The sequence below is a fragment of the Roseateles sp. 22389 genome, from assembly GCF_052044995.1.
GTDB lineage: Bacteria > Pseudomonadota > Gammaproteobacteria > Burkholderiales > Burkholderiaceae_C > Roseateles.
The window spans coordinates 394,287-408,082 of the sequence record NZ_JBQEOF010000004.1; the positions used below are offsets into that span (position 1 = coordinate 394,287).

Here is a 13,796-nt window from a genome sequence, read left to right on the forward strand (position 1 = left end):
GTGGCCGCGCTACCGGGTGTCGCCGCGCTGCCGGGTGAGCCCACGTTGCCGGCCGTGCGTCTGTCCACGCTGGCCGGGGATCGCCGCTTCCCGCTGATCGTCGAGGCCACCAGTCCGGACATCGACGCCGTCGCCTGGGCGCGCCGGCACCGCGACACCATCGAGTCGCTGCTGCTGTCGCATGGCGGCCTGCTGATGCGGGGCTTCGGGCTGCGGACGCCGCAGGAGTTCGAGGCCTTCGCCGAGACCATCGAGCCCGAGCTGTTCGGCGGCTATGGCGACCTGCCGAAGAAGGAGGGCGGTCGCAACACCTACCGGTCGACGCCGTACCCCGAGCGGCAGATGATCCTGTTCCACAACGAGAGCGCGCACCTGGAGCGCTGGCCGCGCAAGCAGTGGTTCTTCTGCGAGCTGCCGTCGCCGGTCGGCGGTGCGACGCCCATCGTCGACTGCCGCGAGATGCTGCGGCGCCTGCCCACCGACCTGGTCGACGAATTCGAGCGCAAGGGGCTGCTGTACGTCCGCACCTTCACGCCGCGGCTGGACGTGTCGTGGCAGGACTTCTTCAAGACCACGGACCGTGCCGAGGTCGAGGCGCGGTTGACGCGGGCCGGTACGGGCTTCCGCTGGCTCGACGCCGACACGCTGCAGACGCGCACCCGATGCCCGGCGGTGGTCAAACATCCGTTGACCGGGGAGCGGGTGTTCTTCAACCAGGTGCAGCTGCATCACGTCAGCTGCCTGGAGGCGCAGGTCCGCGAGGACCTGCTCGGGCTGGTGGGGCTGGAACGGATGCCGCGGCACGTGATGTTCGGCGACGGCTCGCTGATCCCCGACGCGACGATGGCCGTCGTCGGCGCGACCTACGAGGCCTGCGCGGTGCGGCTGGATTGGCGGCAAGGCGACGTCATCATGCTGGACAACATGCTCGCGGCGCATGCGCGCGATCCCTACGAGGGACCGCGCAAGATCGTCGTGGCGATGGGCGCGATGTTCGATCGCGCGGCGCTGGGCGGGGAGGGGTGATCCGATGAACGCGATCCACACCCCCGAGATCGCCGCCGCCGCGCTGGCGTCGAGCGGATTGAGCCCCGAGCAGCGGGCGGTTGCCTTGGCCGATCCGTCGGCGGCGCTGACGGCGTGGGTCCGCATCGACGGCCCGCTGGACGTCGTCGCGCTGAGGTGGGCGGTCGAGCAGGCGGTGGCCGAGCACGACCTGCTGCGCACGGCCTTCGGCGCCGTGGACGGCTATCGCGGCCTGCGGCAATGGTCGCTGCCCGCGACACCGGTGCTGGATTGGCAGGGCGCTGATCTGCGCGACGCGGACATGGCCGACTCCACGGCCAACTCGACGGCCGACGGAGCGGACGAACGCGAGGGCGGGCTGCATGGACGCGGAGAGGGCGTCAGCGCGCTACACGCGTGGCTGGGCGCACTCGCGACGCCGCTGGCGATCGATGAGGGGCGCGTAGTCCGCGCGGGGCTGGCGCGACTCGGTGAAGCGCGCCATGTGCTGGCGGTCCACGCAAGCGCCTTGGTGGTCGACGCCGGGAGCCTGATCGCGCTGCTCGCACGGGTGGCCGAGATCGCAACCGCCGATGCGATCGGCACCGAGCACTTCCAATACGCGCAGTACGTCGACTGGCGCGCGGAGCTCGCGAGCGACGACGGGGCTCAGGCGGGCAATGCCTATTGGCAGCGTCACTTCGCTGGCACCGCGGATGACGCGGTCGCCGCGAGCACCACGGGCGCCGTGGGTGTCGTGAGAGCGCTGAACGTCGCCGACTGGCAGGCACCTCGGCTCGCCGAGCCGCTCGCACCACGAGCGGGGCGGGTCCAGGCTCGCGCGGCGTTGCCGGCTGACCTGGTTCGCCGTCTCACCGATGCCAATGCCAACGGCGACGGCGACGGCGACGCCAGCGCGGCCGGACCCGAACGGCTGCTGCACGCGGTGTGGCTGCTGCTCCTGGCGCGTCTGAACGGCTTCGAGCCATTCGTCGCTGGTTGGCGGCACGACTGCCGCGCCGACTACGACCTGATGCGCGGCGGCATGGGCCTCTTCGAGAAGATCCTGCCGATGGCGATGACGCCGCGCCCGGAGGCCCGCTTCTCCAACTGGCTCGCGCATTGCGCGGCGATCGCGACGAATCACGTGGACGCCCAGGAGTACTGGCCGGTCGATGCCCCACCGACCACGGCGCATCGGGAGGCCGTCTTCGGCTGGCGCGAGGCCGTGCCGCCCGCGGCCGGCTGGTCCGCTCCGGAGGTCGAGTTGCCGGAAAGTGATGTCGCGCTCTCGCTCGACGTGCATTGGGGGCCGCGCCCGGAGCTGGCGCTGAGCGCCGACGGGACACGCCATTCACGCGCGGCCGTCGAGCGGCTGCTGTGCCAGTTCACCACGCTGCTCCGCGCGGCGCTCGACCGCCCCAAGGCGGCAATGCACACGCTGGATCCCGTCGGCGAGGCGGAGCGGGCGGCACTGCTGGCCTGGCGCGGCGAGCGACGCGATGTGGGCACGCTCACGATCTCGCAGCATGTCGCCGAGTGGGCCGCGCTATCGCCACAGGCGCCTGCGGTGGAGGCGCAGGGTGAGACGCTCGACTACCGCTCGCTCAACCAACGGGCCAACCGGCTCGCCCGCGCGATGACCGCGCTGGGCGTGACGCCGGGCGCGCTCGTGGCGCTGAACCTGCCACGCAGCGCTGACCTGATCGTCGCGATCCTGGCGACATGGCGCGCTGGCGCGGCGTATCTGCCACTGGAACCCCACTGGCCGGAAGCCCGTCGGCAGGCGCTCCTCGCCGACGCGCGGCCCGCGCTGGTGCTGCATGCCGCATCGCTCGGCGGCATGAATGCGGTCGACGCGGTGTTCCGCTGCCGCGAGGCGGTCCTCGCCGGCGAAAGCCTGAGCCCCGCTGGTGATCCCGTCCTCGACCTGCGCACCCTCGACGCCGACATGCCGCCAAGCGTCGCGGGACTGGGCGATCTGGCCTATGTGCTCTACACCTCGGGCTCGACCGGCCAGCCCAAGGGCGTCGCCATCGAGCATGGCCAGCTGCTCCATTACGTCGTCGGCAGCTCGGCGGCGATGGACCTGGCGGCCAGCCGCCGCTGGGCGCTGACCAGCTCGGTGGTGGCCGACCTGGGCAACACGGCGCTGTTCGGCGCGCTGTTCAACGGCGCCTGCCTGGTCATCGCCGAGGACGCCGACACGCGGGACGCGGACGCCTTCGCCTGCTTCGTCGACGGGCGCGGCATCGACGCCATCAAGATCGTGCCGTCCCACCTGGAGGCGCTGCTGGACGCCCGGTCGCCGCGGTTGCCGCGCACCGTGGTGCTCGGCGGCGAAGCCGCGCCTCGCGCGCTGATCGAGCGCATCTGGCGCCTGGCACCGGACACCGTGATCCACAACCACTACGGCCCGACCGAGACCACGGTGGGCGTGCTGGTCCACCGCGTGCGCCCGTCCGATGCGCGCGGCGCCGACGCGCTGCCGCTGACGCAGGTGCTGCCCAACACCCGGGTCCATGTGCTCGACGAGGCGATGCGGCTGGTGCCGGCCGGCGCCCAGGGGCAGGTCCATGTCGGCGGTCCGCAGCTGTGCCGCGGCTACCTGGGCCGCGAGGTGCCGGGGGTCTTCGTCGACGACCCGTTCCGGCCCGGCGAGCGCCTCTACCGCACCGGCGATGTCGCGCAGGTGCTGGCCGAGGGCGGCCTGCGCCTGGTCGGACGAGCGGATCACCAGCTGAAGCTGCGAGGCTTCCGCGTGGACCCGGCGGAGATCGAGGGCGCGCTGCTCACGCTGCCCGGCGTGCGTCAGGCCGTCGTGCTCGGGATCCCAGGCGCCGGCGGCATCGAGTTGACCGCCTGTGTCGCCATGGCTGAGGACGGTGCCGGCCTCGACGTCGGCATCGGCGGCCTGCGCGAGGCGCTGAAGTCGCTGCTGCCCTCGCACATGGTCCCTGCACGGGTGATGCGCGTCGACGACTTCCCGCGCCTGCCCAACGGCAAGCTCGATCGCGCGGCCATCGCGACGCTCGTGGCGTCCGCCCTGACTTCGCCCTCGACCACAACCGCGACATCGACGTCATCCGTCGTCGTGCCTGGCGCGCTCGGCGCGCTCGACGCGCTCAGCGGGACGAGCGGCCCGACGGCCTCGGTCCAGGCCGCGTCCGCCGGCGCGCCGCGCGACGCGCTCGAGAGCGTCCTGTCGCAAGGCATGGGCCTGCTGCTGGGCCGCGGCCCGATCGGCATCGATGAGGATTTCTTCGGGCTCGGGGGTCATTCGCTGCTGGTGATTCGCCTGGTCGCGCGCCTGCGCAAGCTGCTGGGCATTGAGATCGAGCCCGGCCTGGTCTTCGACCACCCGACCGTGGCCGAGCTGGCCGCCGCGCTGCGCGCCGGCCCCTGGGACACCTCGGGCTTCGAGCGCCTGGCCGCCACCGACTGGCAGACGTCCGAGACCGCAGGGCCACAGACAGCGACATCCGAGACAGCGACATCCGAGACCGCAGCCTCCGAGACCGCGGCCTCCGAGACCGCGACGCCGTCCCCCTGATCCCTCCGTTGCACCGATGAACGACATGACCCTCCCGCCCGTGCCCGCCGCTGACGACCTGGGCGTCGCCGCGACGCCACCCACCGCCCGCGTCGCCGACGGCGAGGCGGTCCGTCTGTCGTTCACGCAGGAGCCGCTGTGGGTGCTGCAGCGCCTGGGCGAGCGCATGACCGCCTACAACCTGCCACGCGTCATGCGCCTGCGCGGCCCGCTGCGGGCCGAGGCCCTGCAGCGCGCCTTCGAGGCGGTGATCGCGCGCCACGCCATCCTGCGCACCCGCTTCCTCGAACGCGACGGCCTGCCGATGGCCGTGGCCGAGCCGCAGGTCGCGTTCACGCTCGGGCAGACGGATGTCTCGGCGCTCGCGCCGCAGGCGCGCGAGGAGGCGATCGCGCGCGAGGTGCAGGCCACGCTCCACCACGTTTTCGATCTGGCGGTCGCGCCGGCGATGGTGGCGCGGCTGCTGAAGCGGGGCGAGGACGACCACGTCCTGGTGCTGTGCCTGCATCACATCGTGTCGGACGCATGGTCCAACCCGGTGTTCGCCGCCGACCTGTCGACGGCCTACGGCCTGGCGCTGCGGCAGGCCGGCCCGGTCCAGCTCCCGCCGCTGCGCCTGCAGTACGCGGACCACGCGGTCCGCCAGCGCGAGACGCTGGCGCGCGGCGGGTTCGATCGCGCGCTCGCCCACTGGAACGCGCAGCTCGGCCCCGAGGTCCCGGTGCTGGCCTTGCCGACCGATGCGCCGCGTCCCGCGATGCCGTCGTTCCGCGGCACGTCGATCGACTTCGCGCTCGAACCGGCGCTGGAGGCCGCGCTGCGCCAGTTCTGCCGCGCCGAGCGCTGCACGCCCTTCGTCGTGCTGTTTGCCGCCTGGCAGCTGCTGTTGGCGCGTTTCGCGCGGCAGTCGGAGTTTGCCGTCGGCGTGCCGCACGCGGGCCGCCAGGACGAGGAGGTCTTCGGCCTGATCGGCTTCTTCGTCAACACCCATGTCTATCGCGCCAGGCTCAATCCCGAGCAGACCTTGCGGGCGCTGTGCCGTCAGATCCGGAGCGATGCGCTGGGGGCGATGGCGCATCCCGACCTGCCGCTGGACCTGCTGCTGGCCCAGCGCAACGAGCGCCGGGATCCGACGCGCTCGCCGCTGTTCCAGGTGCTCTTCGGCGTGCAGATGGGGGACCTGCCGGCGCTGGCCTTCGACGAGGTCACGGTCGAGTTCGTCGAGCAAGGGGATGTCAATGCGAAATTCGACCTGTCGATGAATTTCCAGGTGGGCTCGGCGCGCATTGGCGGCCGGCTCGCCTACAACACCGACCTGTTCGAGGCCGCGACGGCGCGGCGGCTGGTCCGCGGCTGCGTGGCGATGCTGGAGGCCATCGTGCGCGCGCCCGACCAGATCGTCGGAGCCGTCGGCCTGGCGGATGAAGATGACCTGCGGCGCCTCGCGGCTTGGGGCCTCGGTAAGCCTGCGCCAGTCCCCGTGGGCGCAACGGCGCTGAACGGCTCGTCTTTCGTGCCAGTGCATGAGCATGTTGCCCTGCACGCGCGACGCCATCCGCAGGCTACGGCGCTCGTCCAGGACGACGGCGCGCTGACCTGGTCAGCGCTGGATCGTCGTGTCGACGCGCTGGCGCGAAGGCTGCGTGATCGGGGCATCGGCGCCGACGCGCGCGTGGGCCTGGCCTTCGATCGCTCGATCCCGATGGTCGTCGCGATGCTGGGCGTGCTGCGCGCCGGCGCGGCGTTCGTGCCGCTGGACCCAGCGCTGCCGCCTGAGCGCCTGGCCTTCCAGCTCCGGGACAGCGGCGCCGCGCTGGTGATCGGCGACGGCGATCCGGCCTGGGCTCTCGGCGTGCCGACGATGCGGCTTCCGACCGATGACGACGACAACGACGCCGCCCTGGCCCGCTCATCGAGCGGAGCGACTGCCACGGTCATACCCACCGCGGTCCATCCGGACCAGGCGGCCTACCTGATCTACACCTCAGGATCGACCGGCCGCCCGAAGGGCGTCGTCGTCAGCCATGGCGCCTTGGGCAACTACCTTGACGGCGTGCTGCATCGGCTGGACGTCGACGACCGCCTCTCGACCATGGCCATGGTCTCGACGGTGGCCGCTGACCTCGGCCACACGGTGCTGTTCGGCGCCTTGTGCGCGGGACTGACGCTGCACCTGATCTCCGCCGCGCGGGCGTTCGACCCGGACGCCTTCGCCGAGGTGATGCGGCGGGAATCGATCGACGTGCTCAAGATCACGCCCAGTCATCTGCAGGCCTTGCTCGGCGCCCGCGAGGCGGCCGAGGCCTTGCCGCGGCACCGGCTGGTCCTGGGCGGCGAGGCCACGACCTGGGCGCTGCTGTCGCGCATCCAGGCGCTGCGGCCGACGCTGCGCGTCTTCAACCATTACGGCCCGACAGAGACCACCGTCGGCACGCTCACGCAGGACGCGGCGACCGCGGACCGTTCGGCGGTGACGCTGCCGGTCGGCCGGCCGCTGCCCGGCACGGCGATGCGCGTGCTCGATGCCGACCTGCTGCCGGTGCCGCCGGGGCTGCCTGGCGAGTTATATGTCGCTGGCCTGGGCTTGGCGCGTGGCTACCAGTCCCGGCCCGGACAGACGGCCGAGCGCTTCGTCGCCGATCCGTTCGACGAGCGCGGCGGTCGCCTGTACCGCACCGGCGACCTGGTGCGCTGGACCGCCGATGGCCAGCTGGAGTACCTCGGCCGGGTCGACCATCAGGTCAAGGTGCGCGGTTTCCGCGTGGAGCTCGGCGAGGTCGAGGCGCAGCTGCGCGCCGACGAGGCGATCGCCGAGGCCGTCGTCGACGCCCAGGACGGAATCGGCGGTCTGCGGCTGGTGGCTTACGTCACCGGCCGGGACGGGATCCCGCCGGACCTGGCGGCGCTGCGCGAGCGCCTGTCGCGTGGGCTCACCGATGCGATGCTGCCGTCCGCCTTCGTCGTGATGGACGCGCTGCCGCTGACCCCCAACGGCAAGATCGACCGCCGCGCGCTGCCGGCGCCGGGTCGGACCTCGTCGGAGGCGCACGAGCCGCCGCAGGGGCCGGTCGAGACCTCGATCGCCGCGGCTTGGGCCGAGGTGCTGGAGGTGCCGCGCGTGGGCCGCGGCGACCACTTCTTCGAACTGGGCGGCCATTCGCTGCTGGCGCTGCGCCTGGTCGAGCGGCTGCGCCGCGACGGCCACCGCGCGCAGGTGCGCCAGCTCTTCGCGCATCCGCGGCTGCAGGACTTCGCGCAGGCCCTCGCGATCGAGCCGGTCGAGTCGGAGTTGATCGTTCCGTCCAACCGCATTCCCGCCGGTTGCGAGGCCCTCGCGCCGGAGATGCTGCCGCTGGTGTCGCTGACGCCGGACGAGATCCGCCGCGTCGAGGCGGCGGTGCCCGGCGGCGCCGCCAACATCCAGGACGTCTACCCGCTGGCGCCGCTGCAGGAAGGCATCCTGTTCCACCACCTGATGCAGGCCGACGGCGATGCCTACGTCACCTCGCGCGGCCTGGCCTTCGACAGCCGCGAGCGGCTGGAGCGTTTCGTCGCCCACCTCGACGCGGTGATCGCGCGGCACGACATCCTGCGGACCTCGGTCGTGTGGGAGGGCCTGCGGGAGCCGGTGCAGGTGGTGCATCGCTCGGCGCCGCTGCGGCTGCAGTGGCTGGACGGGGAGGGCGCCGTCGCCACTGCCGACGCCGAACACCGGCTGAAGGCGCATGTTCACCGGAGCCGGCTGCGCATCGACGTCCGCGAGGCGCCGATGATCCGCGCGACGGCCGTGGAGGTGGCCGCGGGGGTGGTCGCGGAGGTGGAGGTGGCCGCGGAGGCGCCGAGGGATTCGGCGGTGGGAGAGGCCGATGGCGCGACGGCCGCGGGCGCGGCGCAGGGCAGGGCCAGCGCATCGGCTCGGACCGGCGCGCCTGGCCGCTGGCTGCTGCAGCTGTCGCGCCATCACCTGGTGTCCGACCACACCACGTTGGAGCGCATCGTCGAGGAGATCGGTCTGATGCAACGCGGCGCGGCCGCTGAGCTGCCGACGCCGGTGCCGTTCCGCGAGCAGGTCGCCCGCGCGCGCCTGGGGATGGGGCGAGAGGCTCACGAGGCCTTCTTCACCGCGCTGCTGCGCGATGTGGAGGAGCCGACGGCGCCCTATGGGCTGATCGACGTGCGAGGCGATGGCACCAGCGTGCAGGAGGCGCGGCGGACGCTCGACACCGCGCTGGCGGACCGGATCCGCCAGGAAGCGCGACGGCATGGCGTGGGCGCATCGGCGGTGTTCCACCTGGCCTGGTCGCTGGTGCTGGCGCGCGCGACCGGGCGCGATGACGTGGTCTTCGGCACGGTGCTGCTCGGCCGCATGCAGGCGGGGCGCGACGCCGGGCGCGCGCTGGGCCTGTTCATCAACACGCTGCCGCTGCGCCTGCGGGTCGGGCCGCTGGGCGTCGCGGCGAGCCTGCGCCTGGCGCAGGCCGGCCTGGCCGATCTGATGCGGCACGAGCACGCGCCGCTGTCGCTGGCACAGCGCTGCAGCGGGTTGCCAGGCGGCACGCCGCTGTTTTCCGCGCTGCTGAACTACCGCCACAGCCGCCGCCAGCCGGTGAGCGCCGTGCTCGATGGGGACGGCGTGCGCTTGCTCGACGGCGAGGAACGCACCAACTATCCCTTCGCGCTGTCGGTGGACGACTTCGGCGATGGCTTCGGGCTGGTGGCGCAGGTGGATCGGACGCTCGATGCCGAGGCCATCGGCGCGCAGGTGCTGGCCGCGGTCGAGGCGGTCACGCGCGCGCTGGCCGAGAACCCCGATCAGCCCTTGTGCGAGCTCGGTGGTCTGGATCCGGCGGCGCTGTCGCAATGGCACGCATGGAGCGGCGGCGATGCGATTCAGGCGGCGGTCGCCGCAGCGACTGCGACGACATTGCGGGCGCCGACTCCGACCTCGACCTCGACCTCGACCTCGACCTCGACCTCGGCATCGGCATCGGCATCGGCATCGGCATCGGTCCCTGCGTCGATCGCCGCGACCGTCCCTGACCTCATCGAGCGGCAGGCCCACGCGCGGCCGGATGCGATCGCGGTGATCGCCAACGACGGCCGGCTCACTCGCGCGGAACTGGAGACACGCGCGAACCGCCTGGCGCGCCGGCTGATCGCACGTGGCGTGACGCCGGAGTCACGCGTCGGCCTGGCGCTGCCGCGTTCGCTCGACATGATCGTCGGCTTGCTGGCCATCCTGAAGGCCGGCGGCGCCTACGTGCCGCTGGACCCGTCGTACCCGTCTGCGCGCTTGCGCCACATGATCGAGGACAGCCGCATCGCGCTGCTGCTCACGCGGGCCGACGTCCTCGATCGCATGCCGGTGTCCGAGGGCGTGCCGACGCTGTGCATCGATCAACCGGAAGGCCCCGACGCTTCGGCGTGCGACGAGCTGCCGCCTCCGGCGCTCGCGGCCGACCAGCTCGCCTACGTCATCTACACCTCCGGCTCGACCGGCCGGCCCAAGGGCGTGGCCGTCGCGCACGGGCCGCTGGCCATGCACCTGCAGGCGATCGGCAAGCGGCTCGAGCTCACCCACGAGGATCGCCTGCTGCAGTTCGCGTCGATCAGCTTCGACGCGGCCGGCTCGCAATGGATGGCGCCGCTGATCCACGGCGCGGCCGTCGTGCTGCTGCCGCGGGACGGTTGGTCGACCGAGGAGGTCGCCCGCACCGTCCGTCGCGAGGGCGTGACGGCGCTGCATTTGCCGCCGGCCTATCTGCGGCAGCTTGCGGCTGAGCACGCCGGCGGGCGGCTTCCGGTTCGGCTGTGCATCGCCGGTGGCGAGGCCTGGTCCGCCGCCGACTTCCACGCGGCGCGTGACGCCTTCCTCCCGCGGCTCCTGGTGAATTCCTATGGCCCGACCGAGGCAGTGATCACGCCATGCGCCTGGGACCTTCCGGCCGAGGAGATCCAGCGCCTTGGCGACCGGCCGACCGTGCCGATCGGCCGCCCCGTCGGCGACCGGACCGCACGCGTGCTCGACCGCCATCTGTCGCCATGTCCGGCTGGCGTGCCGGGCGAGCTCTATCTGGGCGGGGTTGGCTTGGCGCGCGGCTACCTCGACCGCGCCGGCCTGACGGCCGAGCGCTTCGTCGCCGATCCGTTCGGCGCGCCGGGCTCGCGGCTGTATCGCACCGGCGACCTGGTGCGCTGGAGCGCCGACGGCGAGCTGGAGTACCTCGGTCGCATCGACCACCAGGTCAAGGTGCGCGGGTTCCGCATCGAGCTGGGTGAGGTCGAGGCCGCGCTCAAGGTCCAGCCGGAACTGCGCGACGCCGTGGTCGTCGCCGCACCGGGCGCGAGCGGCACGCGGCTCGTGGCCTATGTCGTCGCGAAAGAGGGCCGAGTGGCCGACCCGGCCACGGTGATCGCTGAAGTCGCGCGGACGCTGCCCGACTACATGGTGCCGGCCGCGGTCGTCGTGCTGGAGGCCCTGCCGCTCAACCCGAACGGCAAGGTCGATCGGCGCGCGTTGCCTTCGCCGGAGCCGCAGGTCGCCGACGCGTTCGAGGCGCCTCGCGGAGAGATTGAAGCGGCCGTGGCGATGCTGTTCGCCGAGGTGCTGGGCTTGGCGCGGATCGGTCGCGACGACAACTTCTTCGCCGCAGGCGGCGATTCGATCCTGAGCCTCAAGGTCGTCGCGTTGGGGCATCAGCGCGGCTGGCGCCTCCTGCCGCGGCATGTCTTCGAGCATCCGACGGTGGCGGCGCTCGCGCGCGTGGTAGCGGAGATCCACGCGGACACAGCGGGGGCTGCGATCGCGCCGTCCGTCGCGCCGTCCATCACCTCGAGCGTGCGGTCCGCCGTCGTGCCGCTGGGCGACGAGGCCCGTGCGGCCGGCCTGCCGCTGTCCTTCGCGCAGCAGCGTCAATGGTTCCTGTGGCAGCTGGATCCGGCCAGCACCGCGTATCACATCGCTGGCGCGCTCAAGCTGCGCGGCGCGCTGGATGTCGACGCGCTGCGCTCCAGTTTCGATTCGCTGGTGCGGCGGCACGAGTCGCTGCGCACCGTCTTTCGGCTGGGCGAGGAGGGCGCGGTGGAACAGCGGGTGCAAGCACCCGGCACGGCCGGGGTGGCATTCACCCTGCTTGCCGACGAAGCGCAGGCGCGACGGCTCGTCCAGACGCCGTTCGATCTGACCACCGGTCCGCTGATCCGTGTCGGCCTGCTGCGGCAGGGCATCGATCGGCACCAACTGGTCGTCGTGATGCATCACATCGTGTCCGACGGCTGGTCGATGCGCGTCGTCGTGGACGAGGTCTTCGCGGACTACGCCGCCGCCGTGCGGGACGAGGCGACGACGCTGGCGCCCTGGCCCATCCAGTACGCGGACTTCGCGGTGTGGCAACGCCAGTGGCAGGCAGGCGCCGAGTGGCAGCGCCAGCTGGACTACTGGCGCGAGCGGCTCGGCGCCGAGCAGTCCGTGCTGCAGCTGCCAGCTGATCATCCGCGACGGCCCGACGGCCGCTACCGGGCCGCGCGCCACGCCTGGACGCTGCCGCCGGCGCTGTCGGCGCGTCTGCGGCAACGCGCCAGCGACGAGGGCGCGACCCTGTTCATGGTGCTGCTGGCCGGCTTCCAGGCGGTGCTGAGCCGCTGGACCGCGCAGTCGGAGATCCGCGTCGGCGTGCCCATCGCCAACCGCGACCGGCCGGAGATCGCGCCGGTGGTCGGTTTCTTCGTCAACACGCAGGTGCTGGACAACCGCATCGATGCGCGGATGCCATTGGCGCGGGTGCTGGCGCAAGCCCGCGAGGCCGCCATCGGCGCGCAGGCCCACCCGGACCTGCCGTTCGAGCAACTGGTCGAGGCGCTCCAACCGGAGCGCGCCTTGGGCGTACATCCGCTGTTCCAGGTGATGTTCAACCACCTGCGCGGGGAGGACCTCACGGCGCGCCGGCTTCCGGGGCTCGAGATCGAGCCGGTCGCCCTGGCCGAGCGCGAAGCGCAGTTCGAGCTGACGCTGCACACGACCGAGCTGCCGACCGGCGGCGTCGAGGCGAGCTTCAGCTACGCCGCTGAGCTGTTCGAGGCCGACACGATCGAGCGCATGGCGGGGCATCTCGTGGCGATGCTGGAAGCGATCAGCGCGACGCCGGAGCGGGCTGTCGGTGATGTGATGCTGATGTCGCCGGAGGAGTTCGAGCGGCTGGAACGCTTGAGCATCAACAGCGATGAGGCGACGGAGGCGGTGCCTATGCATCGGCTGATCGAGCGTCAGGCGGCGATCGATCCGGACGCACCGGCGCTGGTCTTTGGGCTGAGCACGTTGACACGCGGTCAGCTCAATGTGCATGCGAACCGCCTGGCGCATCGCCTCATCGCGCTGGGCGTGAGAGCGGACTCGCGTGTGGGCCTGGCCGTCGAACGCTCGATGGAAATGATGGTCGGCGTGCTGGCCATCCTGAAAGCCGGCGGCGCCTACGTGCCGCTCGACCCGGAGCTGCCCGCCGATCGGCTGGCCTACATGCTCGAAGACAGCGGCGTGTCGCTGGTGCTGACGCAGCCGCACCTGCGCGCGAAGCTGCCGGTCGGCGAGGGCGTCAAGCTGGTCGATATCGGCGCGACCGTCGCCGCTCAGGCCTCGCAGGACACGCGCGGTCGCACCGACCGTGCGGCTGAAGCCGCCGATGAGGCGGTCGGCGATGGTGAGAGCGATGCATCGCTCGCGAATCCCAACGTCGAGATCCACGGCGAGAGCCTCGCCTACGTGATCTACACCTCCGGCTCGACGGGGCGGCCCAAGGGCGCGGCCAACAGGCACGTCGCGCTGCACAACCGCTTGGCATGGATGCAGCGCGCCTACGCGCTGAGCGCGGCCGACACGGTGTTGCAGAAGACGCCGCTGAGCTTCGACGTCTCGGTGTGGGAACTGTTCTGGGCGCTGGCCGAAGGCGCTCGCTTGGCCATCGCGGCGCCCGGCGATCACCGCGATCCGCAGCGGCTGGTCGCGCTCATCAACGAGCACCAAGTCACCACGATCCACTTCGTGCCGTCGATGCTGCAGGCCTTCCTGGCGCATGACGGCGTGGAGACTTGCACCTCACTGAAGCGCATCGTCTGCAGCGGCGAAGCGTTGCCAGCCGAGGCGCAAGCCGCCGTGTTCCGGCGGCTTCCGAAGGCGGGCCTCTACAACCTGTACGGCCCCACCGAAGCGGCCATCGACGTCACGCACTGGACCTGCCGCGACGAC

General features: G+C 72.1%; 3 protein-coding genes. All 3 read left to right on the forward strand.

Annotated features, from left to right (window positions below; translation table 11 throughout):
- Positions 1–1,026: TauD/TfdA family dioxygenase (locus tag ACTJKJ_RS08585; protein WP_440820163.1), on the forward strand; the 1,026-nt coding region annotated here is incomplete at its 5' end.
- Between the two features lie 4 nt (positions 1,027–1,030).
- Complete coding sequence (locus tag ACTJKJ_RS08590; protein WP_440820164.1) at positions 1,031–4,558, forward strand: amino acid adenylation domain-containing protein; 3,528 nt, start codon at positions 1,031–1,033, stop codon at positions 4,556–4,558.
- Positions 4,559–4,583: 25 nt separating this feature from the next.
- Positions 4,584–13,796, forward strand: a 9,213-nt coding sequence (locus tag ACTJKJ_RS08595; RefSeq protein WP_440820165.1) for an amino acid adenylation domain-containing protein, incomplete at its 3' end; no start/stop codon positions are given.